The organism is Rhodanobacter sp. Root561 (genome assembly GCF_001427365.1).
GTDB lineage: Bacteria > Pseudomonadota > Gammaproteobacteria > Xanthomonadales > Rhodanobacteraceae > Rhodanobacter.
Map to the genome: position 1 here is coordinate 132,525 of NZ_LMGH01000015.1, position 22,287 is coordinate 154,811.

A 22,287-nucleotide genomic window follows, 5' to 3' on the forward strand; every position below is an offset into this window, starting at 1 on the left:
GCAGACGGCAGAGATTACGACACATTGAGCGCTGGTGGCTCAAGCCGGGTCGGCGCATGCGCCAGCGCGGCATGTTCCCCCAGCGGCAGCCGCACGGTCAGCGCAAATCCCTGGCTCGGCGCGCTGTCCAGGGTCAGGCTGCCGCCGAACTCGGCCAGCCGCTCGCGCATGCCGGACAGGCCGTTGCCCGGCGCGACGTTCTCGGCGCCGCGGCCGTCGTCGCGCGCATGCAGGCCGATCAGGTTTTCCCCGGCATAGGCGAAATTCAGCCACAGGTTGCGGGCGCCGGCGTGGCGCGCGGCATTGGTGATGATCTCCTGGGCGCAGCGCAGCAGCACCTGGGCACGGCGCGGGTCCTCCACGCTGAAACGTGGCGGCATCACCACGTGCACGTCGAGGCCGGGCACGCCCTCGGCCAGTCCCCGCAAGGCCTGGGTCAGGTCGATCGCGTCGTCCTGGCGCAGTTCGCTGACCACCTCGCGCACGTCGGCCAGCAGCACCTTGGCGGTGCTCTGCGCCTTGCGTACGTGGGCGCCGGCCGCTTCGTTGGTGAGGTGGCTGGCCACCTCGAGGTTCAGGCTCAACGCGGTCAGGTGGTGGCCGATCAGGTCATGCAGGTCACGCGCGATGCGCATGCGTTCGGCGATGCGGCTGGATTCGGCCAGCAGGGCGCGGGTGGCGCGCAGCTCGGAATTCAGCCGCCGTTGCACGTCGCGCTGCTCGGCCTGCTGGCTGGCGACCGTCGAGGTCACGAACACCAGCACCGAGATGCCCAGGTAGATGCTGGCCTGGAGAAACCCCAAGGCGACGCTGTGATCGTATTCGGGGAAGGTGGCGAAGATCGCCACCAGGCTCAGGTGCTGCAGCACCAGCCAGAACACCGCCAGCGAGAACGGCAGCAGCCACGGCAGCACCAGCGAGGCGACCACCATCAGCATCGCCGACAGGCCGCTGTGGCTGTACCAGCCCACCGCCACGGCGGCGGCTGTCATCAGCGTCAGCCCGAGCAGTTTCAGCACCGGGTAGCGGCGCGAACCGAGGTTGCTGGTCAGCAGCCAGTACATCAAGCCGAAGATCAGGTAACACAGCGTCCACAGCAGCAGCGAAAAATTCGGCCGCTGCAGTTGGGTCAGCCGTTCGGTGGCCCAGTTCGTGACCAGCGGCGTCCCCACCGACAGATAGGTGAAGAAGCCCGCATAGCGAAGCAGGCGGATATGGTTGAAGAAGGGCCAGCGCATCCCCGCATCATTGGCTGCGCGGGGAATTCGCGCAATGCGCGAGAAGTCATGCCCGGCCAGGTCACGGCTGTCGCCGCACAACGGCTTTACAAAGCTTTTACATGTGCCCTTGCGAGATGTAAGGGCCTGCCGCGCATGTCATAATGCGGCATTGCGCGAGGCAGCGGTCGCCTCTCGTCCCCGAATCCACCCTTGCGGAGCAACGAATGGCCCTTGCCATCCGCGACGTGCGCGAGCACGACCTGGATGCCGTACTGGCGCTCAACAACGCTGCCGGTCGCTCCATCCTCGCACTGGATCCTGCCCAGCTGCGCTATTTCCACGAGCACGCCGAATATTTCCGCGTGGCCGAAATCGACGGCCAGCTGGCCGGCTTCCTGATCGCGCTGCGCGAAGGCGGCGATTACGACAGCCCGAACTATCGCTGGTTCGCCGAGCACTATCCGCAGTTCCTGTACATCGACCGCATCGTGATCGCCAACGCCTACCGCCGCCACGGGCTGGGCCGCATCTTCTATTGCGACGTGCACAGCTACGCCGAGGTGCGCGTGCCGCTGCTCACCTGCGAAGTGTTCCTGGAGCCGCGCGACGACGTGGTCGTGCTGTTCCACGGCACCTACGGTTTCCAGGAAGTCGGCCAGCAGCGCATGGGCGAGCACGGCCCGCAGGTCAGCCTGCTGGCCCGCGACCTGCCCAGCTACGCTTATGTACGCGACACCTGGCTCGAGAAAGGTGGCCTGCCCGACGTGCCGTGGCTGGCCGAACGCGAACGCCCGGACACCGCCCGGCCGCATCCGCTCCGCCTGGCCGGGGAGCGGCACGCATGAACGCAAGCATGGATGCCACCGACGCCTGTGACCTGCGCTTCGGCCAGGTCGGCCTTGCCTGCGTGCGGGTACGTCGGGTCGACGCCGCCGCCCTGTGCGACGAACTGGAACGCCGCGTGCGCGCCGCGCCGCAGATGTTCGCCCGCGCCGCCGTGGTGCTGGACCTCAGCCACCTGCTCGACCTGCCCGACGACGGCACCGTCGACGCACTGCTCGAAGCGGTGCGCAGCGCCGGCATGTTGCCGGTGGGGTTGGCCTACGGCACCAGCGAGACCGAGGCGCTGGCCAAACGGATGGGGCTGCCGCTGATCGCCAAGTTCCGTGCGGCCTACGAACCGTCCGCGGCCACGCCGGCCGCCACCGCGCCCCCCAGCGAGCCCGCCCCGGCGGCGGCGCGCGAACCGATTCTTTCGGCACCGACCTCCGGCAACGTGGGCGCCCAGCATCACGCCGGCTCGATCCGTTCCGGCCAGCAGATCTACGCCCGCGACCGCGACCTGATCGTCACCGGCGCGGTGGCCAACGGCGCCGAGGTGATCGCCGACGGCAACATCCACATCTACGGCGGCCTGCGCGGCCGCGCCATGGCCGGTGCGCAGGGCGACGAGAAGGCACGCATCTACGTTTCCGACTTCCGCGCCGAACTGGTGGCGATCGCCGGCCAGTACCGCGTGTTCGAACAGATTCCCGGCGACCTCGAGGGCCAGTCCGTGCAATGCTGGCTCGACGGCGAAAAACTGATGATCGCCAGGCTGTGATCACCCACAACAAAAACAAACCTGCGGAGATGGGCCCTTGACTGCTGAGATTATCGTTGTCACCTCCGGCAAAGGCGGCGTCGGCAAGACGACGACCAGCGCCTCCCTCGCCACCGGCCTGGCCATGGCCGGCAAGAAAGTCGCCGTGATCGACTTCGACGTCGGCCTGCGCAACCTCGACCTGATCATGGGCTGCGAGCGGCGCGTGGTGTACGACTTCGTCAACGTCGTGCACGGCGAAGCCACGCTGAAACAGTCGCTGATCAAGGACAAGCGCTACGACAACCTGTACGTGCTGGCCGCCAGCCAGACCCGCGACAAGGACGCGCTGACCATGGAAGGCGTCGAGAAGGTGCTCGACGGCCTGTCCGAGGACGGCTTCGACTACGTGGTCTGCGACTCGCCCGCCGGCATCGAGAAAGGCGCCCACCTGGCGATGTACTTCGCCGACCATGCGGTGGTGGTGGTCAACCCGGAAGTCTCCTCGGTGCGCGACTCGGATCGCATCCTGGGCCTGCTGGCCAGCAAGACCCGGCGCGCCGAGAAGGGTGAGCCACCGATCATCCAGCACCTGTTGCTGACCCGCTACAACCCGGCCCGCGTCGCCATCGGCGAAATGCTCAGCGTGAAGGACGTCGAGGAAATCCTCGGCATCCAGGTGGTGGGCGTGATCCCCGAGTCGGAGAACGTGCTGACCGCCTCCAACAACGGCATCCCGGTCATCGTCGACGCCAACTCGCTGGCCGGCCAGGCATACAGCGACACCGTGGCCCGCATCCTCGGCGAAGAGCGCCCGCTGCGCTTCATCGACGTGCCCAAGAAGGGCTTTCTCCAGCGCGTGTTCGGAGGTTGATCACGATGGGCATTCTCGATTTCCTCAAGCGCAAGCCCGAGGCCACCGCCAGCGTGGCGCGCGAGCGCCTGCGCATCATCGTGGCGCAGGAGCGCTCCACCCGTGGTGCGCCGGACTACCTGCCGATGATGCGCAACGAGTTGCTCGAAGTGATCAAGAAGTACGTCCACGTCGATCTCGATGCGATCAACATCAACTTCGAGCGCGACAGCGGCCACGAGATCCTCGAACTCTCGGTGACCCTGCCCGACGGCAAGCTGCCGGCCGGCAGCGAAGCCCAGAGCGGCTGAGCACCCACGCCAAGTCCATGCCGGGCCGCCACGCGCGGCCCGGCGCTCTTCATTCCGGATCGTCCGCGCGTCGCGCCCCATGCACCCCGACACCCATTCCACCGCCAGCGATCCGGCCGACAGCGTGCTCTGCGTCGGCCAGATCGGTTTCGCCGATCCCGCCGCGCTGCTCGCGCAGTTCGGATTGACGCTCGAACGGGTGGCTCACGACACACCGATCCCCGGCAGTTTCTGGGGCGAGCGCGAGGCCGGCATCATCGGCACTACGGTCTACGCGCGCGATGACACGCCGGTGCATTCGCTGTTGCACGAGGCAGGCCACCTGATCGTGCTGCCCGAGGAAAAACGCGCAACGGTGCATACCGACGCGACCGACTCGGTCGAGGAAGAGGACGCCACCTGCTACCTGCAGATCGTGCTGGCCGACCGGCTCCCCGGTGTCGGCCGCGAACGCCTGATGACCGACATGGACGCCTGGGGCTACTCGTTCCGGCTGGGCTCGACCCGCGCCTGGTTCGAAGGCGATGCCACGGAGGCGCGCGAGTTTCTCAGGACGCGTGGCCTGCCCCACGCCTGATGCGCCACAGCCGGCAGGCTACTTCGCATGCCAGTCGCCGTCGCTGCCCTTGTCGTACTTCTTCTTCACCGCCGACCACGCCACCTTGTGCGCCACCTCCTCGCGCGATTCGTCGCCGCGACGCTCGTCGCTGTCGGCGTATTCGTCCCAGGCGCTGTTGAACGCTTCCTTGTAGATCTCCTGGGCGTGCTTCGGCACGTGGTCGCGCACGGACTCGGGCAACTCGCTGACGGTCTTGTAGGGCATGACATGCTCCGGCTGGGAACCGCGGCCAGCCTGGACCCGGCCAGGTCCAGCGCGCGTCAAATGGATGTCCATATCGCGCTAAGCGCCAGCAGCCGCCACGCACGCGCGGCATCATCCCCGGCAACCTGCCCGCGGCACTGGCCACCCGCAGCCATTGCCCTAGAATCGGCCCAGGCATTCCCTTGCGCAGCGCGCCGGAGGACATCATGGCCACGCGCCAGCTGGTGCTGCTGTTCGACGGCACCTGGAACAAGCCCGAATCCAACACCAACGTGGAACGCCTGCGCCAGCTGATCGCACCGCTCGACGCCCACGGCCACCCGCAACTGGTCAACTACATTCCAGGCGTGGGCGTGACGCGCGGCATCAGCCACCTGCTCGGCGGCGCGTTCGGCTACGGCCTTTCCGGCAACGTGCTGGATGGCTACCGCTGGCTGTGCGAGCAATGGCAGCCGGGCGACCGCATCTTCCTGTTCGGCTTCAGTCGCGGCGCCTACACCGCGCGCAGCCTCGCCGGGCTGATCCGCAAATGCGGCCTGCTCCGCTGCGGCAACGACGACAAGGTGGCGAAGTCCGACGTGTCCGCCGCCTACGACCTCTATCGCGACGCCTCCAGCAAACCCGACGGCGACGTCGCGGCCGCCTATCGCGCCGAGCATTCGATCGAGGTGGACATCCATTTCATCGGCGTGTGGGACACGGTCGGCTCGCTGGGCATTCCCGACACCGCCTCATGGTTTCCGTATGCCCGGGCGCGCTACCGGTTCCACGACACCGAGCTGAGCCGTATCGTGAAATACGCCTACCAGGCCCTGGCGCTGGACGAGCATCGGGCCGACTTCGCGCCCGCGGTGTGGACGCGCAATCCGTACACCGTGAAGCCGGGCGAATCGCTTACCTCCAAGAAGAACGAGCAGATCGAGATCGAGCAGCGCTGGTTCATCGGCTCGCATTCGGACGTCGGCGGCGGCAACGACTGCGACGGCGCCGGCCGCAAGCCCGACCCCCTGCCCGACCTGCCGCTGGCCTGGCTGCAGCGCAAGGCCATCGACGCCGGCCTGGCGTGCGGCAGGCTGCTGCTGCCCGCCGCCGACGCGTACACCGGCGTGCCGCGCAATTCGTACAGGGAATTCATGAGCGGCCTGTACAAGGAGTTCAAGCCGCCGATCGATCGCCTGCTCGGCACCGGCGTCAACGAGAAGGTCGACGAGTCGGTGTGGCAGCGATGGCTTGCCGACAGCAGCTATCGCTCGCCGTCGCTGGTTCGCGCGCTGGCCAGCGCCACGGTGCTGATGTCGGTCGAGGCGGTGGTGCCGATCGCGCATGCGCCTGCCGCAAGCCTGCCCGCTGCCTGAGCCTCTTCGTTCAGCGCGGCTCGGCGATCTCCGCGGCCATCACCGCCGCCGCATCGGCACCGCTGACCGGCAACACGGCCTCGCGGGTCACGCCGTGGTACCAGCCCCAGGCCAGCACGCCCAGCACGGTCAGCAGCGACGCACCCAGCGCCAGCTGCAGCATGCTGGCCGACAGCAGCGGCGACACCACGCCGGCCACGAAGCCGCACAACAGCAGGCTGGCAAACGCCTGCACCGAGGAGATGCCGCCGCGATGGTGCGGAAAGCGATCCAGCAACAGCAGGGTCAACGTGGGGAACGCCAGCTGCACGCCGATGCCGTGCAGGATCAGCGGCAGCATCGACCACGGCAGGCGCGGCTGCGGAAACAGCAGCGCCAGCAGCAGGTGCGCCACGCAGGCCAGCAGCATCGACGCGTAGCCCAGGCTCACCGTGCGTTTGGCGCTGCAGCGTTCGGCCATCCGCCCGGACAGCCACGCGCCGCTGATCAGGCCGATCACCACCGGCACGAACAGCCATGGAAAACCCTGCGCCGAAAGATGCAGCAGCTCGCGCACGATGCGCGGCGCGGAGGAAATGTAGAGGAACAGCCCTGCGAAATTGACCGAACTGGAAACCAGCAGCGGCCAGAACGAGCGCTCCCGCGCGAACGCCAGGTAGCCGGCCAGCAACGGCCGCGGCGCGAAGCGCGAACGCCGCTCCGGCGGATGCGTTTCGTCCAGCAGGGTCAGCAGGGCCACCGCCAGCAGCAGGGTGAAACCGGCCAGCAGCCAGAAGATGCCGTGCCAGCCGCCCAGCGGCAGCAGCAGGGCGCCGATCATCGGCGCGATCACCGGCGCCACGCCGAAGATCATCATCACCTGCGACATCAGCCGCTGCGCCGCCGGCCCTTCCAGGCTGTCGCGGATCACCGCCCGGCCCACCACCAGGCCGGCGCCCGCGCACATGCCTTGCAAGCTGCGACAGGCCAGCAGCATCGCGAACGAGGTGGACGAAGCCGCGCCCACCGACGCCAGCGCGTAGACCAGCATGCCGGTGACGATCACCGGCTTGCGCCCGATCGCATCGGAGATCGCGCCGTGGAACAGGCTCATCACCGCGTAGGTGAGCAGGTACGCACTGACCAGCTGCTGCAGCGCCGTGTCGTCGACCTGGAAACGCGCACCGATCAGCGGGAACGCCGGGAACACCGCGTCGATCGAGAACGGCCCGATCATCGACAGCCCGGCCAGCAGCCATGGCAGGCTGCGTCGCACGGTGCGCTGGGCTGGAGTCATGACGGCATGCTGGTCGCGGCGGGTCGCGCATTATAGGGCCACCCTTGACGTCGGGGCGGCCGGATCGACTAGGATGTTCGCCATGGGAGATGGCATGCCTCCCGTTCCGGAATGCTCGCTCCCCCCGGGACAAACCGCTTCTCGCGCTCCTTGTGTTGAAGTTGATGATGCCTGCTCCCCCGGTTTCCGGCGGTGCAGGCGTGCCTGCCACCGCGGAACCGGACACATTCCCGTCAGGAGGCGCGCTCGTGGGCTTTACCGGATTCGTGGCAATCGGCATCGGCGGCGCCATCGGCTGCTGGCTGCGCTGGGGACTGGGCATCCTGCTCAACCCGATGTTCCCCACCCTGCCGCTGGGCACCCTGGCGGCGAACCTCGCCGGCGGATTGCTGATGGGCTGCGTGATGGGCCTGTTCGATCACTTCCAGGCGCTGCCGCCCGCACTGCGGCTGTTCGTGTTCACCGGGTTCCTTGGTGGCCTCACCACCTTTTCCACCTTCTCCGCCGAATCCGCCACCCTGCTGTTGCGCCAGCAATACCTGTGGTTCAGCGGCCATGTCGCGGTGCACGTGATCGGCTCGCTGGCGATGACCGTGCTCGGCATCGCGCTCACCCGCAGCCTGCTGCGCCACTGACCGGGCATCCGCATGAACCCGCAAAACCTGCAACGAGGCGTGCACCTGACCTTCTACTGCCACTCCCGCGCCAGACACGACGGCGTGCTGCTGTCCGAATGGCTGCTGGAGCAGGCGAAGCAGCGCGGCATCGGCGGCGGTTCGGTGTTCCGCGCCATCGCGGGCTTCGGCCGGCATGGCGTGCTGCACGAGGAGCAGTTCTTCGAACTGGCCGACGACCTGCCGGTGAAGATCGAGTTCCTGCTGCGCGACGAACAGGCCGCGACGCTGCTGCAACTGGTGCGCGACGCGGGCGTCGACGCCACGTATGCGCGCTGGCCCGCAGACTTCGAAATGCTCGGCAAGCAGTGATCACCGAAACCATTCGAACCATCCGCCGCGAGGCACTCCATGAGTCAGGACGATCTGAAAGACCGCGCCAGCCAGTTGCTCGAACAGGCCGGCATCCACATCGACGGCAACGCGCCGATCGACCTGCGCGTGCACGACGACCGCCTGTATCCGCGGGTGTTCGCGCATGGCTCGCTGGGTCTTGGCGAAGCCTACATGGACGGCTGGTGGGACGCGGACGACCTGCCCGGCCTGTGCACGCGCCTGCTCACCGCGGGGCTCGACCAGGAGCTGAAGACGCTGGACACCCTGCTCGCCCACCTCAAGGCGCGCTTCATCAACCTGCAGCGCGGCGAGCGCGCGTTCGAGATCGGCAAGGCCCACTACGACCTCGGCAACGACCTGTTCCAGGCCATGCTGGGCAAGCGGCTGGTGTACTCCTGCGGCTACTGGGCCAGGGCCGACAACCTCGACGACGCGCAGGCGGCCAAGCTCGACCTGGTCTGCCGCAAGCTGCAGCTGAAGACCGGCCAGCGCGTGCTGGACATCGGCTGCGGCTGGGGCGAGGCGCTGAAATATGCCGCCGAGCGTTACGGCATCGAAGGCGTCGGCATCACCGTCTCGCAGCAGCAGGCCGACTACGCCCGCGAACTGTGCGCCGGCCTGCCGATCGAAATCCGCCTGCAGGACTATCACGACATCAACGAGCAGTTCGACGCGGTGTTCTCCATCGGCATGTTCGAGCACGTCGGCGGCAAGAACTACCGCGCCTACTTCGAGACCGTGCGCCGCTGCCTCAAGGACGACGGACTGTCGCTGCTGCACTGCATCGGCAGCAACAGCGCGCCGGCGCAGACCGACCCGTGGATCGAGAAATACATCTTCCCCAACTCGATGATCCCTGCCGCCAGCCAGGTCACCACCGCGCTGGAAGACCTGTTCGTGATCGAGGACTGGCACAACTTCGGCGCCGACTACGACCGCACCCTGACCGCATGGCGCGCCAACATCGAAGCGGCGTGGTCGAGCCTGCCGGCCAGCTACGACGAACGCTTCCGCCGCATGTGGCGCTACTACCTAGCGGTCTCCTCCGCCGTGTTCCGCAGCCGCCGCGACCAGCTGTGGCAAATCACCCTGAGCCCGAACGGCGTGCCCGGCGGCTATCGCGTGCCGCGCTGATCGATAGCCGGCAGCCTCCGGGTAAAAAACCGCCCAATCGAGCCATCACCAGCGCAATATGCTAAACATCGGGGCTCATGGCGGGGATCCCTGACCGGCTTCACGCCATCAGGAGGCGAGCGGAGGGGGCATGCAGGATAATGCTGGCGTTTATCGATGCGGGATGCACACCATCGCGCCGGCCACGCGACGGCTGCATCGCAACGGCTGCAAGGTCGACATCGAAGCCAAGGTGTTCGACCTGATCCTGCTGCTGCTCGAAAACCGCGAGCGCGCGCTGGGCAAGCAGGAAGTCATCACCGCGTTGTGGGGCCACCGGCCGATCACCGACGCCGCGCTCAGCCAGTTGCTGCACAAGGCGCGCCGCGCGCTCGACGATGATGGCGAACGCCAGGCGGTGATCCGCACCGTGTACGGCCGCGGCCTGCAATGGGTGGCGCCGGTCGAGCTGACCACGGAAGAGACGCCCGCCGCGGAGGACGACATCGCGGACGAAGCGCCCGCGCTCGCACCATCATCGCCGCGGCGATATCGCCAGTGGCTAGGGTTCGCCGCGCTGGCCGTGCTGGGTGCGCTGTCGTTGTGGCTCATCCCGCGCGGCATGGCGCCGCCAGTGCCACCGCCACCACGCGTGGCCCTGCTGCCGATCGACAACGACACCGGCGACGCCACGCTGGACTGGACCGCGCGGGGCCTGCCCGGCCTGATGGCCAACCTGCTCGGCGCTGCGCCGGGGATCGACGTCGTCGACCCGCTGCAGGTCGGCCGGATCGTCGACTATGTTCCGCCGAAGGGCCGGTCGGAAACCGAGCACCTGCGTTTCGTCACCGGCGCCAGCATCCTGGTCAGCGGCGACCTGCACCGGCTTGCCGATCATCTCTACGAACTCTCCCTGCACATCGACACCGGCGCCGGCCAGACCGGAACCACCCTCACCTTGCGCGGCAGCGATCCCGGCACGCTGGGCGTCAACGCGGTGCCGCGCATGCGCCGTGCGCTGAAGCTCGACGGCAGCACGCCAGCGGCACCCGCCGCCACGCCACACGATGCCTACCTGGCGCAGACCTACGCCCGCGGCATCGACCTCGCGATGCATGGCGACTGGACAAACGCGAAACCCTATTTCCTGCTGGTGGCGAAAGGCGACCCCGACTTTCCGTCCGCGCGCCTGCGCCTGGGCCAGGCGCAGATCAACACGAATCAACTGAACGAGGGTGGCGCAACTTTGCGCGCGCTGCTGGCGCAGGCACGCGCCGGCAAGGATGCCTCGATGATCGCGCAGGCACTGCTGCAACTGGGCAACCTCGCATTCAACCAGCACCATCACGCCGAGGCCCTGGCTGATCTGCAGGAAGCCGCATCATTCGCCGCACAAGCCGGCACGCCCGACCTGCAAGCCGCGATCGCCCTGAAAACCGTCAACACCGCGGGCCGGCTGGAACGCACGTCGCTGGCGCAGAGCGAGCTGCAGCACGCGCGCAAGCTGGTCGCGCAGCATGGCCTGCATCGGCTGGAGGCTGACCTGCACAACAGCGAAGCGTTCCTCGCCGGCGCCCGCGGCGACCTCGCCGGCAGGGAGCGGGCTGACCGCGCCGCGCTCGCCGCCAGCGAAGCGATCGGCAACGAGCGCAACGCGCTGGGCGATACCTACAACGTCGCGCTCGACCTGATGCAGCAGGATCGCGCAATCGAAGCCCTGCCGCTGTTCACCTCGCTCTACCAGCGTGCGCAACAGCAAGGCGACAGCTTGCTGGCCTTCGCCAGCGGCGACCAGCAAGCCCGCATCCTGCTCGACGCCGGCCTTGTTGAACGCGTAGCGCCCATCGCCCAACAGCTGCGCAACCTGGGCAGCAGCCAGAAAAACGCCGTCTGGCAGTCGCTGGCGCTGATGCTGAGCGCCGGCCAGACGTGGTACGACGGCAATGCCGCCGCCGCCCTCGACTATTGCCGCCAGGCCGCGGCGCTGGTCGATGGCAAGCAGGACCCCGCGTTGCTGCTCGCCATCTGGGAAAGCCAGGCCGCCGCCGCGCTGCAGGCGGACCCCAAATCGGTCGCCGCGCTGTCGACACAGGCCGATGCGCTGGCGGCCACGCAGAAGAATCCGGCCACGTTCGGCTACACCCGGCAACTCATCCACGCCCTCGCCGCGGCCGCAGGCAACCGGCCCGGGGATGCCGTGAACGCATTGAAGACAGCAGCAGTCACGCCCACCGCGGATGACCCGCAGCACAACGACCTGCGCTTCGTGGGCCTGGTCGTCGCCGGGCATCTGCATTCCGCCGCCGCGGCGGACATCGCCCTGGCCGGCTTCGATCCCGTCCGCGACAACCACGCGGACTTGCTGCGCCTGTATCGCGATTGGGCAACGGGCCGCGACGCCATCGGCCATGCCCGTGCCGCCGCGCGTCTCGAACAACTGCGCAGCACCACACTCGCCGCCCTGACCAACCCCGCCCGCTGAACACCCGCGCGACCTTTCCCCGCCCAAGCCACTGATTGTTCGGGCAGTAAGATTTCATAAGCGGTTCGTCAGCCCGTCCTCAAGATTCGCTCCGGCCGATCGTCGTCAATGCAGACAGCGATTCCCGCCGACGTTCATCCGGAGCGAACCATGTCCAGCCGCCACCCGTTTCCTCCATCCCGCGCACGTCGATCGTCGGCGGCGCTGTGCCTGCTGGCCCTCTTCGCCACCTTCGCCACCTTCGGCGCCAGCGCCGCCGACGTCGACCGCAAGGTCCCCGACGGCACACTGACCTACCGCATCGTGCTGAGCGGTCACGCCGAAACGAACGGCCCCGGCGCAACCCATGGCCAGGTGAAGATCGAGCGCCAGCTCGAGGCCACCGTGCGCATGTATGGCAGCGTCACCAATGACCCGAATGCAATGGCCGGCGGCGCGCAGATGATCTCGCTGCAGAAGGCCGCCGAAGCCTGCGGCGAAGACCAGGCCTGCCTGATGCGCGCCGTCAGCGCGATGTCGTCCGGCCAGCGGCAGGCGCTGAACCGCGAAGCGCAGCACACGATTGCAGCCATCGGCAGCGACACCGCCTGGACCCACCGCTACCAGACGCCTTGCCAGGGAAGCGCCAGCGTCGACGACAGTTCGGCGCATACCGGCCGTGCCGACGACGGCGAAGGCGCTTCGGTCATGGTCAGCGGCCACGCCACGCGCATCGGCAAGCGCAAGGTCGACTGCAGCGACGAGGACGGCAACTTCACCCTGATCACCCACGACGGCGGGAAGACCTACGACGTGCAGATGCCTTCAGTCGAAGTCGAAGTGACCATCAACGAATTCAACCCGCACATCCCGCCCTACCAGCGGCGGGTGACCATTCCAGAGATCCACCTCAAGGATCTCGTGGCGGCCCGGCTCGATGGTCCCCAGGGCGGCCACAAGATCTTCCCGAAGCTGCAGACCGTGAGCGGCCCGGTCAGCTACATCAGCCTGCCCAACGTGCCGCTGAAAGCGGAAGTGAGCTGGACCTTCAACCCCGACGGCCAGCGACGCTGACCCGACCATTCACCACCGGGAATCCGCCCATGCGCCGACTGACCAGCGGCATCGCCTTTCTTCTCATCGGCATCGGCAGTGCCCAGGCAGCGCCCGGGAGCTGCGCGGCGCGGGCCGCCACCATGCTCGACGCGCTCGGCCGCAACGACTACGCCGCCGCCAAGGCCGAGATGGGCCCGTCACTGCAGGACGAGCAGCAACAGAAGATGCTGATCTCGATGTGGGAAGCACTGGTCCGCAACAACTGGGGCCCGTACCGCTCGCATGGCGATGCCACCACCCTCGTCGACGACGGCACCGTCACCCGGATCAGGCTGCCGCTGCAGTTCAACCACGGCGACACCAACGCGACGATCAGCTGCCACGCGAAGAATGGCGGCGCGATCGATGAACTCGTCCTGCTGTAGCTCGCCTCCGACAGCGGTCGGCTCGGAGCCGGTGAAGCAAAACACTTCCAGCGGGACCACGCGCCCGTTGCACGGCTGCACCTGCCAAAAGGACATGACCGTGATCAAGGCGAAGTATCTGGACGGCTGAACGCGCCGGAAGACTTCCTCGGGCATCGGCCCCACGGTTGCCCCCGCGTCGGTGGCGTCGCATAGTGCGATCAGCCACCCAGGGGAAACAACGATGAAACGCTGCATCACCGTCCTGATGTCCGGGCTGCTGCTCGTCATGGCCGCCGCCGTCAACGCGGGCACTCCCGCCACCACACCGGACTCCGCCTACTTCGACAACAGCGGTCGCGACGACGTGCTTGCCGGCGGCGTGAAGATGATCCCGATCACCACGCCCAGGGGCACGTTCCACGTCTGGACCAAGCGCGTGGGCAACAACCCGAAACTGAAGGTCCTGCTGCTGCACGGCGGCCCCGGCGCCACCCACGAATACTTCGAGGCGTTCGACAGCTATTTCCCGGGCGCCGGCATCGAGTATTACTACTACGACCAACTCGGCTCGGCCTACAGCGACCAGCCCAAGGATATTTCGCTGTGGACCATCGGCCGATACGTCGACGAAGTCGAACAGGTACGCCAGGCGCTGCACCTGGACAAGGACAACTTCTGCCTGCTCGGCCAGTCCTGGGGCGGCATCCTGGCCATGGAGTACGCACTGAAATACCAGCGGCACCTGAAGTGCCTGGTGATCTCCAACATGGTCGACTCCATCCCGCAGTACAACGAATACGCGAACAACGTATTGATGCCGGCGATGGACCAGAAAAAGCTCGCCGTAGTGAAAAAGCTCGAAGCCGAGCACCACACCAGCGACCCGCGCTACATGGCCATCCTCGGCCCGATGCACTACGAGCAGCACGTGTTGCGCATGCCGCAGGCGCAATGGCCCGAACCCGTCACCCGTTCGTTCGGCCACATCAACGAGCAGATCTACACCCTGATGCAGGGCCCCAGCGAACTGGGCGCCAGCGGCCGCCTGCTGAACTGGGACCGCAGCAAGGACCTGCACCGCATCACCGTCCCCACCCTGGTGATCGGCGCGCAGTACGACACGATGGACCCGAAATACATGGCCAGCATGGCGAAGAAACTCCCGCACGGACAGTTTCTGCTATGCCCGAAGGGAAGCCACATGGCGATGTACGACGACCAGCAGGTGTATTTCGACGGACTGATCGGGTTTCTGAAGAAGGTGGAAGCCGAGTGACGCAAGGAATGCTGCAGACACTGCTGGATTAGGCTACCAGAGAGAAGATCAGGACCTTGATTCACAAGGCAACCGATGAAGATGAGACACCGAAGACACGAAATAGGCTGCAGGAATACACTGCATCTTGAGATCTACTTTGCGTTAGGCCTCATGCGAAACACCATCGCTCTTGCGGTATTGACCCTAGTGGTATTGACCCTAGCGGGCGCAGCCTCGGCTCGAGAGGTTCAATCCTGCGATCTAAGCATTGGCGGTGTGGTGTCAGGCGACACGGAAGCCAATGTCCTCGCCATTCTAGGTGAGCCTTCTCAGCGAATCGATACAGGTGAGGGTACCGACTTCCGGTACCCCGACCTTGTGGTGACAGTGGGCTGGCTTGAGCAAAAGGCAAACGGGGTGCAACGGCGTGTCGTGGCGCTTCGCGGCACCGGCCCAAAGGCCTGCACGCCGCGCGGTCTCTGCCCAGGCATGGCGGTATCAGAGGTGAGTCGCCTGTATGGCCCCTCCGATCCTGTCCAGAGAAGCTATGGCACCTTCATCGAGTATCAGCCGCTGAATGTTAGCTGTTGGCTGCAGGTGGCCCCACAAGCCGGTGTAATTCAGTCCCTCGCCGTGGCATGCCAGCCATGAGGCCTAACAGTGCGTTCAAGCCGAAATTACATCGCCACGCCGTCAACATGGCAGGTAAAGCTTGCCATGTCGCCGGCTACGCGCTGCAATTCGGCTTAACTTGAGCGTTAGTCCCTATGCGTCAAATTGCATGTCTAGCTGCGATCTGTCTGCTCCTGTCTGGTTGCACGGGCTTCTTGCGTAGCCCCGCTCCCGAAACTGCTGAACTGGCGGCCTCGCTTTCATTCGTCGCAGGCGATCTGCCTCTTGAGCCTGGCTCCGGCATTGTCTCTGTTGGTAGCTATTACTTTCCCCATGGCTATTCCAGGGTTGTTCACCTGGCTCCCGGCAAACGCGAAGTTGGCTTTTATTGTCCTGGCTTCATCTACGTCGACGGTCCGCCGACCATCTCGTATAACTTCGTTGGTGGCCAGAGCTACGAACTCTATTGCCAAAAAGGTCAGGCGCATATCCGCATAAAGCAGGCGGCGGGCGGGCCTGACCCGTCGCCCGGGCGGACGCGCGACAAGCCGCGCGCCGCATAACGTTAGCGCTCATGAACATTCTCACCAGAATTCATGGCACGTCTTCAAGCCGGGGCTACGGTTGGTGGCAATCACTTGCGGTAGCCGTCAACGACGAGGGGTTCACCGTTACCGAGGCGCTGCGACGCGAGCGCTCCGTGAACTATTCGGCAACTTGGTCAGGTATTTCTGCGGTTTGCTTCCAGGATGGGGGCCTGGGTAGCGACGTCTTCCGCATCTACACATCAAGTGCTTCCAACCCCATACTTGTTCCCGTTGAGGCAGTTGGCGGCAATTTGTTCTGGTTGCAACTCACGGAGCGAGAGCTGTTCCCTGAGTTCATTTCCGCACGAGCGGTTCGTTCTCGTTCCAAGAGCGGCACGCTTTGGTGGCCGTTCGCTGCAGAGCGCTAACCACTTGTTCAAGGCGGACGGCTACGCCGCCGCTCAACTTCGGCGTCGGGCATGATAAAGACATCATCTTGGCTATGGATAGCGGCATTGCTTGCTTTGCAGGCTGCGCCATCGCGTGTGCTTGCTTGCTCATATCCGAAACCGAAGCCTTTCAGTGAGCTCATTCAACGTGCGTCGTCGATTTTCATCTTCAGACTCGAGTCAAGCGAACTGAAGCACGAGAAATTCCCTGGTGGCGGCTACTCGGAGTGGATGCAGGGCCACATACGCGTAGCTCAAACCCTGAAGGGGAATGCCTCATTGTTTCGTTCAGTGACTTTCTCCACCAGCTGGTGTGGAGGCGTGCGACTCGATGTAGGCCACTACTTTCTCGTTGTCACAAGTGCTCGGGGCCCTACGCTTGAGCTCCGGCCCTCGGATCTCTCAATCATCGACGTAACGATGTCATATGACGAGTCACACCCGTCACGAAGCGTGACGAACGGCCTTCTAAAGCCCATATCTGACTACCTCGACGGCAAACCTCTGCCCGTTCCATTTCCACCTGAGGATGTAGCCTTGCTTACGTCTCCACTTCCACCGCCACCGGCTCCCCCACAGGCACGTGAGCATCCGTAGCTCATGCCTGACATCTCGTTCGAGACGGACGACCACGCCGTCGCTCGATTCCAGCATCAGGATCCCGCTGGCATTTGCCGGCGTGACGGGATTGGTAGATGTATCGCTACAGCGATCCTGTCAGCATTTGCTGCCAGGTACAGGTTCAATCCCTGCCGTCGGCGCCCTGCCTGGCATAGCCCTTCAGAACTTGCGGCACTCAATCCGTTCCATGACCGCCATATGGGCGGGTCACAATCCCAGCCTGGCAAGCCTCCGGCACTTCGCTCGAACCGGTATCGCCAAGTTGACCACTCGTTCAAGGCGGACGGTTCGCCGCAGCTTGACTCCAGCGTTGGCCAAGCATGCATACGTCATCCGTGATCTTTAAGCTTCTTGGCACTGTTCACGGGCTCGCCGGTGTGGTGCTGTTGGTTTTCGCGCTGGGCAAGGACTTCCAAAAGTTCTGCTTCTACAACGGGCAAGATGCCTTCACGGGCTCTCTTCGCAAAAATCTCGCGCTCTTGGGTAGCTTGCTCCTGATTGCTTGCGGCCTTCTTGCCTTCTTCAAGCCAACGTTCGCCATCTTCGCTGCCGGGCTCTCTTTCCTTGTTTACCTACTGCCATCGCTTACCCACCTCATGGCTGGGCGTCCTTTTGGCAAGTTCTGCAAGGAGTGCGCGATGTCTTTCGGCGTTCGCGCCCTGGCCTTCATGGCGCTTGCCTCGGCCGGGCTTCATGGCTAGCAGCTCGTTCGAGGCGGGCGGCCCTCCCGGGCCGCAGCTAACTTAAGCGTTGGACCTCATGGAAAAGATCTCGACAATCTTGGAGTCGAACAAGGCCGACAGCATCGAAGTTTGGCCATTCGAGTATTGCTCAGGTCCTGACCAAGGTATCTTGGAAGACCGCATCAAGCGATTACGATGGCATTTACTCGGTATCACATAGGAATTTGGTTCCAGCGTTACCTTGCTGAGAGCTAACGGGCAAGGAGCAAACCACACCAAGGCAAGCTACGCTGGCCGTGATGCCCAACAACTCGTTCACGCAGATGACTGTGCCGCCACTCAACTCAAGCCTCAGCTTCTACGGAGTACTTTGATGCGTCGCATCACATCCTTGCTTGCGCTGCTGCTCCCCATTTCTGTCCTATGCGCTTCGGAATCGCCCGCTGACCCGGCTGCACTTAGAGTCCACCTCATGGAGACAACAAAGGTCATCGGAGTCATGGGAGTCGAGGGTTCATCAACCGACTTTAAAGACGATGGAGATCCCGATACCTTGGAGATCGTCCTTCTCTCCAAGAAGTCCGATGGCCCAAGTCGCGTATCGCCAGACGGCGAAGTCGTCTTTCTCTACAAGGCCTCCGATGAGGAGCAGTCCGAACTGATCGGCAAAGCATTCGACTTGCGCGTAGCGCGCCGGCTGGGTGGAAACTAACGACACGTTCAAACCAACATCGCTCCGTTACGCGGCAGCTTGCTGTCCTTCGCCACAGCAATTTTTCGCGCGCAAGCCTCAGCTTTCAGAGCTGGCAGTTCAGGAAGCCGGTTGTTCAAGCAATCAAAGGGGGAATCAAGGAGGATGGAAGTAATTGATTTTCGCCTGTTGAAAATGTTTGGTCGCGCGGTAGATGACAGGCCCTTCCAGCACGGCCACACGCCAAACCGCTCGCCCTCGAGCGCTTCGCGTTTCCCCACCAGTTCACTCTTGACCCAAACCACCATGAAATACGAAGAATTGCAGGAATCCGCCCTCAAGCTCAACGCGCTCTACGAGCAACTCGAAACCAAGTTGTATGGGCGCGCCTGGAGCACGGAGGAGCTGGCGCTGGGGTTCATGGGCGACGTGGGTGATCTGGCGAAGCTGATCCAGGCGAACGCGGGCATCCGCAATATCGATGACTACAAGTCCAAGCTGGGACATGAGCTGTCGGACTGCCTGTGGTCGATCATCGTGCTTGCGGACAAGTGCGGCATCGATCTGCAGGCGGAGTTCACCAGCAACGTCGAGGGGCTGATGGCCCATGTGTTCAGGGAGATCGCCGCATGAGCATCCGTCCGGGCCGCGGCGTCGCGGCGCCTGGTTCACCCGAGGGGCCGCATGAAGATCCTTCTCCGCATCGCATTCGTTGCCGCCAGCCTTGGTGCCGCTTCGGTGGCGCCTTGCAGTGAGCTGCCGGGCAAGTGGATGCTGTCCATCGAGAATCCCGGGCATCACGCTGTGGCGACGGTTGCCGTGGAGTTCACCGATGAAGTCGCCCCCTCCTGTATGGGCGGCGAATGGAAGGTCGTGAAGGTGGTTTCGGCGACAACCCGTGACAAGACCTTCTTCCCGGTGTCGGACCCGCTGTCGTATCGGATCGAGAACGGGCAGCTGACCATCGGCCGCAACGAAGTATGCGATGCCTACCTCTGGCTGCAGGGTTCGCTCGTCGGTGCCTCGGTGCAGGGCAACTATTTCAGTCTCGGGCTCGGGGGAAGCTCTCCGCTCGGCTACTTCACGTTGCGCCAGGCCAGGTGACCCTCGTCAGGATGTCGAGGTTCCGAACCCGGACGGGACGTTCGCAAGCCCGGCGTCAAGGCTCCAAACCCCGACAGGGGCGTTCGCCGGCTCGACGTCGAAGTTCCGAACCCCGGCGGAGACGTTCGCAACCCCGGCATCGAGGTTCCGGACCTCGGCGGGGACGTTCGCAACCCCGACGTCGAGGTTCTGAACCTCGACAGGGACGTTCGCAACCCCGACGCCAAGTTTTCAAACCCCGACGGGGACGTTCGCAAGCCCGGCCTCCGGCATGGAGAAAGCCCCCGCACGGAAATCCCGCGTCCAACCGGTCGTTCGAGGCCACAATGAAACCCCGGCGCCATGCCGATCCAGCGAGAACGAAGCATGAGCAACTCCAACTCGTTGTCCGAATATCTCGTCCTCTCCCGCGGTCGGTGGGATCGCGACGTCTCGCGCGAGGACATCAATAAAAAGGTGTCCGAGACAATGACTACCAGTGCGGCCGACTGAACGATCACCGATACGTTCAAACTGTCGCCGTTCAAATTGTCCCTGACACCGTTCTTCATGACCACGTGTCGAGCCTGGCGCTTGGCGCCTGAGCCGTCCCGCCAGCGACTTCCGTTCAACGGGCGTGCGGGGCTTCCGCCGGTGACGGCGCGTCGTCCGGCGCGCCACTTCTGTCCACCAAGCCGTAGTCGCGCACAACGTGTGCGACGCGGATTCTGTAGTCGGCGAAGATGGACTGCCTGCCCTCCCTCTGCGCGGCGCGATGAACGCCAAGGTTCCGCCACTGGCGCACCGCCTCTTCATCGCGCCAGAACGATAGCGAAAGAATCTTGCCAGGATGCGCAAGACTCTCGAACCGCTCGATGGAGAGAAACCCATCCACCTGTTCAAGATGCCGCGCCAGGTTCGCGGCCGTGTCCAGATAGGCTTGCCGACGATCCAGGTGGGGCTGCACTTCAAAAATCACCGCGACCATCAGCGCACGCTCCCTTGCCACGGGGCGATGCCCAGTGTGCCATCCACCGCTTCCACGAAGCTGCGCTCTTCCTTCAGGATGAAGCGTTGCTGCTGGGCCATGGCGAAGTTTGCACGTCCGTCCTCGTCCGATTTCAGGCGGGCGCGATAGGCCTCGTACGCGGCGAGGCTTTCAAGCGCAATCAATCCCCACGCAATATGGTTTGCCCCTTCGTGGGGCAGGAAGTAGCCGATGAGGTGACCGCCACAGCGTGGAATGATGCGACCCCAGTTCTCGGCATACTTGGCGAAGGCTTCTCTCTGGAACGGGTCGATCTCGTAGCGAATCACGCAGGTGATGGTCATGCCCGGGGCGCCCATATTTGAATGTCGCGAACCGTAGCGGAGTTTCTGATCAACTTGATTCGACCGGGATCGAAGCATGGCTAGTGACGTTTCTGATCAACTTGATTCGACGGGGAGCGAAGCATGGCTGAAGGACCGAACATCACGCGGATTGCGGCGCTCATGGGTGACAACGCCCGGGCCGAGGTGCTGTCAGCCCTCATGAGTGGCTGCGCGTACACCGCGACCGAACTCGCAGACATGGCGGGAGTCACCAGGCAGACCATCAGCTTTCATCTGGGGAAGCTGATGGAGGCTGACCTGGTTGCGGTTGATCAGCAGGGCCGTCACCGGTACTTCCGTCTTGCGGGAGGTGAGGTGGCTCATCTTCTTGAGTCGCTGATGGGGCTTGCCGCCAAATCGGCGCCATCACGCCTGCTGTTCGGGCCACGGGAACCTGCGCTGCGCAAAGCCCGCGTCTGCTACGACCACCTTGCCGGAGAGCTGGGGGTGCTGGTGTACGAAGAGATGCTGCGGCACGGTCTGCTGCGGCGTGCCGATGGCGGCTTGATGCTCATGGAGCAAGGACGCCGGTGGTTCGAGGGCATCGGGATTGACCCGCAGAAGGTTGCCGCACGAAAGCGAACGTTTTGCCGGGAGTGTCTGGACTGGAGCGAACGTCGCCACCATCTGGCGGGCGCGCTTGGCGCCGCCCTGCTCCACCGGATTCAGGAGATGGGCTGGGCGCAGCGCGAGAAGGAGTCGCGCGCCATCGTATTCACATCGGACGGGGAAAAATCTCTGCGCGCCCTGCTTCATCTTGCGGCCACGAAAAACCCGATACGGGTGGCGCAAACAGGTGACAAAACAAGATGACGGACCATGGCATCCCGCGTGACGGCTGCGACGCAGCCGCGCCGCATGTCAGAGCGTCGAGATTTGGAGAGACCATGCCGTTGCATGACTATCTGCAAAAGCACTTCGTGGACAAGCCCACCTTCGCCTCATTGACGGGCATTTCGCCAGAACGCCTTGACCGGCTTCTCGCCGATGAAGCGATACCGCACGCCACGTACATCTGCGATGGAAACTCGGTTCGTTCCGCGGCATTTGGCGTGACCGATATCCGCGAGCCCCTGACCGGCGAGTACTTCCGACCCGAATGCGTGCGCTGGGCCAAAATTGCCGATCAAGCAGCTCCAGGATCGGAACGCGCCACTGTCCTTGCGGAGCTGACCGGCGAACTCCACAGGGCGCTGCAGAATCACATCGAAGACTCGGCAGCCATAGATGCGGAGATTCAACGCTATCTGCCCCACTTCTGGAATGGCACGTTCGGCCTGTGTGTCGCCGACCCATCCTCTGGAGTTGGCATCGTGAACAAGGAAATGCTTCAGGAGAAGCTGACGGCACTCACTGCAAACGGCAGCGACGCCTGCCCTGCCGACATCTCCCCGAAGGATCTGCTCCAACTCATCGACGACTACGCTGATTCCGCCATGCCCTTCTCGCCTGCCGAGTATGAACGCAGCAGCAGAAAGCGGCTTGTTGACGACTTGCGCCCCACCGTGGCCAAGGCCTGACG

The 22,287-nt window shown here is 64.6% G+C and carries 27 protein-coding genes and 1 riboswitch; of the genes, 22 read left to right on the forward strand and 5 right to left on the reverse strand.

Annotated elements, in window-relative coordinates; genetic code table 11:
* Window positions 1-14: 14 nt before the first annotated feature.
* Window positions 15-1,238, reverse strand: a complete 1,224-nt coding sequence (locus ASD55_RS15700; RefSeq protein ID WP_056767597.1) for a sensor histidine kinase — start codon at window positions 1,236-1,238, stop codon at window positions 15-17.
* A gap of 206 nt (window positions 1,239-1,444) precedes the next feature.
* On the opposite strand from ASD55_RS15700, the gene ASD55_RS15705 reads away from it, so the two are divergent.
* From ASD55_RS15705 to ASD55_RS15725, 5 genes are all read left to right on the forward strand, one after another.
* A complete protein-coding gene (locus ASD55_RS15705; RefSeq protein WP_056717750.1) occupies window positions 1,445-2,065 on the forward strand; it encodes a GNAT family N-acetyltransferase in 621 nt (206 codons plus the stop codon).
* A complete protein-coding gene (gene minC / locus ASD55_RS15710) occupies window positions 2,062-2,823 on the forward strand; it encodes a septum site-determining protein MinC (protein ID WP_056767600.1) in 762 nt (253 codons plus the stop codon). The genes ASD55_RS15705 and minC overlap by 4 nt, the downstream gene beginning before the upstream one ends.
* Window positions 2,824-2,860: 37 nt before the next feature.
* On the forward strand, window positions 2,861-3,676 hold the full coding sequence (minD, locus tag ASD55_RS15715; protein WP_056717752.1) for a septum site-determining protein MinD: 816 nt from the start codon (window positions 2,861-2,863) through the stop codon (window positions 3,674-3,676).
* Window positions 3,677-3,681: 5 nt separating this feature from the next.
* Window positions 3,682-3,966: a cell division topological specificity factor MinE gene (gene minE, locus ASD55_RS15720; RefSeq protein WP_056717753.1), complete on the forward strand. Its 285-nt coding sequence runs from the start codon at window positions 3,682-3,684 to the stop codon at window positions 3,964-3,966.
* Between the two features lie 79 nt (window positions 3,967-4,045).
* Window positions 4,046-4,543, forward strand: a complete 498-nt coding sequence (locus ASD55_RS15725) for a hypothetical protein (RefSeq protein ID WP_056767603.1) — start codon at window positions 4,046-4,048, stop codon at window positions 4,541-4,543.
* An 18-nt stretch (window positions 4,544-4,561) separates the two neighbouring features.
* Here ASD55_RS15725 and chaB read toward each other — a convergent pair whose 3' ends face one another.
* Window positions 4,562-4,789 (reverse strand): putative cation transport regulator ChaB, encoded by a 228-nt coding sequence (gene chaB / locus ASD55_RS15730; RefSeq protein ID WP_056717755.1) that lies wholly within the window; start codon window positions 4,787-4,789, stop codon window positions 4,562-4,564.
* Between the two features lie 206 nt (window positions 4,790-4,995).
* Between chaB and ASD55_RS15735 the strand changes: the two genes are divergently transcribed.
* Window positions 4,996-6,144 carry a DUF2235 domain-containing protein gene (locus tag ASD55_RS15735; protein WP_056767865.1) on the forward strand — a complete coding sequence of 383 codons (1,149 nt, stop codon included), beginning with the start codon at window positions 4,996-4,998 and terminating at the stop codon, window positions 6,142-6,144.
* 10 nt (window positions 6,145-6,154) lie between these two features.
* Here the strand turns inward: ASD55_RS15735 and ASD55_RS15740 are convergent, their stop codons facing one another.
* Window positions 6,155-7,420, reverse strand: coding sequence for a multidrug effflux MFS transporter (locus tag ASD55_RS15740; protein ID WP_056767606.1), 1,266 nt, complete (start codon window positions 7,418-7,420; stop codon window positions 6,155-6,157).
* 76 nt (window positions 7,421-7,496) lie between these two features.
* Window positions 7,497-7,601: riboswitch (Fluoride riboswitch) on the forward strand.
* 67 nt (window positions 7,602-7,668) lie between these two features.
* Here ASD55_RS15740 and crcB point away from each other — a divergent pair.
* The 14 genes from crcB (at window position 7,669) to ASD55_RS18955 (ending at window position 19,904) form a co-directional block, all read left to right on the forward strand.
* A complete protein-coding gene (crcB, locus tag ASD55_RS15745) occupies window positions 7,669-8,055 on the forward strand; it encodes a fluoride efflux transporter CrcB (RefSeq protein WP_056717757.1) in 387 nt (128 codons plus the stop codon).
* Between the two features lie 12 nt (window positions 8,056-8,067).
* Window positions 8,068-8,406 carry a DUF190 domain-containing protein gene (locus tag ASD55_RS15750; protein WP_056767608.1) on the forward strand — a complete coding sequence of 113 codons (339 nt, stop codon included), beginning with the start codon at window positions 8,068-8,070 and terminating at the stop codon, window positions 8,404-8,406.
* A gap of 39 nt (window positions 8,407-8,445) precedes the next feature.
* Complete coding sequence (cfa, locus tag ASD55_RS15755) at window positions 8,446-9,564, forward strand: cyclopropane fatty acyl phospholipid synthase (protein WP_056767611.1); 1,119 nt, start codon at window positions 8,446-8,448, stop codon at window positions 9,562-9,564.
* A 163-nt stretch (window positions 9,565-9,727) separates the two neighbouring features.
* The gene (locus ASD55_RS15760; RefSeq protein WP_056767613.1) at window positions 9,728-12,025 is read left to right on the forward strand and encodes a winged helix-turn-helix domain-containing protein; all 2,298 of its coding nucleotides are present in this window, start codon (window positions 9,728-9,730) and stop codon (window positions 12,023-12,025) included.
* Between the two features lie 150 nt (window positions 12,026-12,175).
* Window positions 12,176-13,078: a hypothetical protein gene (locus ASD55_RS15765; RefSeq protein WP_056767616.1), complete on the forward strand. Its 903-nt coding sequence runs from the start codon at window positions 12,176-12,178 to the stop codon at window positions 13,076-13,078.
* Between the two features lie 29 nt (window positions 13,079-13,107).
* Window positions 13,108-13,485 (forward strand): hypothetical protein, encoded by a 378-nt coding sequence (locus tag ASD55_RS15770; protein WP_056767619.1) that lies wholly within the window; start codon window positions 13,108-13,110, stop codon window positions 13,483-13,485.
* 223 nt (window positions 13,486-13,708) lie between these two features.
* A complete protein-coding gene (locus ASD55_RS15775) occupies window positions 13,709-14,743 on the forward strand; it encodes a proline iminopeptidase-family hydrolase (protein ID WP_082542823.1) in 1,035 nt (344 codons plus the stop codon).
* A gap of 809 nt (window positions 14,744-15,552) precedes the next feature.
* A complete protein-coding gene (locus tag ASD55_RS18565; RefSeq protein ID WP_162248795.1) occupies window positions 15,553-15,900 on the forward strand; it encodes a hypothetical protein in 348 nt (115 codons plus the stop codon).
* An 11-nt stretch (window positions 15,901-15,911) separates the two neighbouring features.
* Window positions 15,912-16,292: a hypothetical protein gene (locus ASD55_RS18570; protein ID WP_157599033.1), complete on the forward strand. Its 381-nt coding sequence runs from the start codon at window positions 15,912-15,914 to the stop codon at window positions 16,290-16,292.
* 962 nt (window positions 16,293-17,254) lie between these two features.
* Window positions 17,255-17,635, forward strand: a complete 381-nt coding sequence (locus ASD55_RS15785) for a hypothetical protein (RefSeq protein ID WP_056717763.1) — start codon at window positions 17,255-17,257, stop codon at window positions 17,633-17,635.
* 355 nt (window positions 17,636-17,990) lie between these two features.
* The gene (locus tag ASD55_RS15790) at window positions 17,991-18,329 is read left to right on the forward strand and encodes a hypothetical protein (RefSeq protein ID WP_157599034.1); all 339 of its coding nucleotides are present in this window, start codon (window positions 17,991-17,993) and stop codon (window positions 18,327-18,329) included.
* A gap of 144 nt (window positions 18,330-18,473) precedes the next feature.
* Window positions 18,474-18,941 carry a hypothetical protein gene (locus ASD55_RS15795; RefSeq protein ID WP_235577845.1) on the forward strand — a complete coding sequence of 156 codons (468 nt, stop codon included), beginning with the start codon at window positions 18,474-18,476 and terminating at the stop codon, window positions 18,939-18,941.
* A 51-nt stretch (window positions 18,942-18,992) separates the two neighbouring features.
* Window positions 18,993-19,412, forward strand: coding sequence for a hypothetical protein (locus tag ASD55_RS15800; RefSeq protein ID WP_056717766.1), 420 nt, complete (start codon window positions 18,993-18,995; stop codon window positions 19,410-19,412).
* A 366-nt stretch (window positions 19,413-19,778) separates the two neighbouring features.
* Window positions 19,779-19,904 carry a hypothetical protein gene (locus ASD55_RS18955; RefSeq protein WP_255357491.1) on the forward strand — a complete coding sequence of 42 codons (126 nt, stop codon included), beginning with the start codon at window positions 19,779-19,781 and terminating at the stop codon, window positions 19,902-19,904.
* A gap of 115 nt (window positions 19,905-20,019) precedes the next feature.
* On the opposite strand, the gene ASD55_RS15805 is transcribed toward ASD55_RS18955, so the two are convergent.
* Window positions 20,020-20,379, reverse strand: a complete 360-nt coding sequence (locus ASD55_RS15805; protein ID WP_056767627.1) for an antibiotic biosynthesis monooxygenase — start codon at window positions 20,377-20,379, stop codon at window positions 20,020-20,022.
* Window positions 20,379-20,723 carry an NIPSNAP family protein gene (locus ASD55_RS15810; RefSeq protein WP_056767870.1) on the reverse strand — a complete coding sequence of 115 codons (345 nt, stop codon included), beginning with the start codon at window positions 20,721-20,723 and terminating at the stop codon, window positions 20,379-20,381. Before ASD55_RS15810 ends, ASD55_RS15805 begins: the two co-directional genes overlap by 1 nt.
* Before the next feature lie 123 nt (window positions 20,724-20,846).
* Here ASD55_RS15810 and ASD55_RS15815 point away from each other — a divergent pair, with 123 nt between their 5' ends.
* Both ASD55_RS15815 and ASD55_RS15820 read left to right on the forward strand, forming a co-directional pair.
* Window positions 20,847-21,578 carry a winged helix-turn-helix domain-containing protein gene (locus ASD55_RS15815; protein WP_056767630.1) on the forward strand — a complete coding sequence of 244 codons (732 nt, stop codon included), beginning with the start codon at window positions 20,847-20,849 and terminating at the stop codon, window positions 21,576-21,578.
* A gap of 74 nt (window positions 21,579-21,652) precedes the next feature.
* Entirely contained in the window at window positions 21,653-22,285 is a 633-nt protein-coding gene (locus ASD55_RS15820; RefSeq protein WP_056767633.1) for a DUF6058 family natural product biosynthesis protein, read from the forward strand.
* The last annotated feature ends 2 nt before the right edge of the window (window positions 22,286-22,287 follow it).

Bases quoted from the DNA above. Each gene is read 5' to 3' on its own strand.
- ASD55_RS15725 (WP_056767603.1), top strand. From the start codon at position 4,046: ATGCACCCCGACACCCATTCCACCGCCAGCGATCCGGCCGACAGCGTG.
- ASD55_RS18570 (WP_157599033.1), top strand. From the start codon at position 15,912: ATGAACATTCTCACCAGAATTCATGGCACGTCTTCAAGCCGGGGCTAC.
- cfa (WP_056767611.1), top strand. From the start codon at position 8,446: ATGAGTCAGGACGATCTGAAAGACCGCGCCAGCCAGTTGCTCGAACAG.
- ASD55_RS15775 (WP_082542823.1), top strand. From the start codon at position 13,709: ATGAAACGCTGCATCACCGTCCTGATGTCCGGGCTGCTGCTCGTCATG.
- ASD55_RS15790 (WP_157599034.1), top strand. From the start codon at position 17,991: ATGCGTCGCATCACATCCTTGCTTGCGCTGCTGCTCCCCATTTCTGTC.
- ASD55_RS15810 (WP_056767870.1), bottom strand. From the start codon at position 20,723: ATGACCATCACCTGCGTGATTCGCTACGAGATCGACCCGTTCCAGAGA.
- ASD55_RS18955 (WP_255357491.1), top strand. From the start codon at position 19,779: ATGAGCAACTCCAACTCGTTGTCCGAATATCTCGTCCTCTCCCGCGGT.
- ASD55_RS15760 (WP_056767613.1), top strand. From the start codon at position 9,728: ATGCACACCATCGCGCCGGCCACGCGACGGCTGCATCGCAACGGCTGC.
- ASD55_RS15765 (WP_056767616.1), top strand. From the start codon at position 12,176: ATGTCCAGCCGCCACCCGTTTCCTCCATCCCGCGCACGTCGATCGTCG.
- ASD55_RS15700 (WP_056767597.1), bottom strand. From the start codon at position 1,238: ATGCGCTGGCCCTTCTTCAACCATATCCGCCTGCTTCGCTATGCGGGC.
- ASD55_RS15815 (WP_056767630.1), top strand. From the start codon at position 20,847: ATGGCTGAAGGACCGAACATCACGCGGATTGCGGCGCTCATGGGTGAC.
- ASD55_RS15735 (WP_056767865.1), top strand. From the start codon at position 4,996: ATGGCCACGCGCCAGCTGGTGCTGCTGTTCGACGGCACCTGGAACAAG.
- minC (WP_056767600.1), top strand. From the start codon at position 2,062: ATGAACGCAAGCATGGATGCCACCGACGCCTGTGACCTGCGCTTCGGC.
- ASD55_RS15750 (WP_056767608.1), top strand. From the start codon at position 8,068: ATGAACCCGCAAAACCTGCAACGAGGCGTGCACCTGACCTTCTACTGC.
- minE (WP_056717753.1), top strand. From the start codon at position 3,682: ATGGGCATTCTCGATTTCCTCAAGCGCAAGCCCGAGGCCACCGCCAGC.
- ASD55_RS15795 (WP_235577845.1), top strand. From the start codon at position 18,474: ATGGAAGTAATTGATTTTCGCCTGTTGAAAATGTTTGGTCGCGCGGTA.
- ASD55_RS15800 (WP_056717766.1), top strand. From the start codon at position 18,993: ATGAAGATCCTTCTCCGCATCGCATTCGTTGCCGCCAGCCTTGGTGCC.
- ASD55_RS15820 (WP_056767633.1), top strand. From the start codon at position 21,653: ATGCCGTTGCATGACTATCTGCAAAAGCACTTCGTGGACAAGCCCACC.
- ASD55_RS15770 (WP_056767619.1), top strand. From the start codon at position 13,108: ATGCGCCGACTGACCAGCGGCATCGCCTTTCTTCTCATCGGCATCGGC.
- chaB (WP_056717755.1), bottom strand. From the start codon at position 4,789: ATGCCCTACAAGACCGTCAGCGAGTTGCCCGAGTCCGTGCGCGACCAC.
- ASD55_RS15805 (WP_056767627.1), bottom strand. From the start codon at position 20,379: ATGGTCGCGGTGATTTTTGAAGTGCAGCCCCACCTGGATCGTCGGCAA.
- ASD55_RS15785 (WP_056717763.1), top strand. From the start codon at position 17,255: ATGCATACGTCATCCGTGATCTTTAAGCTTCTTGGCACTGTTCACGGG.
- ASD55_RS15705 (WP_056717750.1), top strand. From the start codon at position 1,445: ATGGCCCTTGCCATCCGCGACGTGCGCGAGCACGACCTGGATGCCGTA.
- ASD55_RS15740 (WP_056767606.1), bottom strand. From the start codon at position 7,420: ATGACTCCAGCCCAGCGCACCGTGCGACGCAGCCTGCCATGGCTGCTG.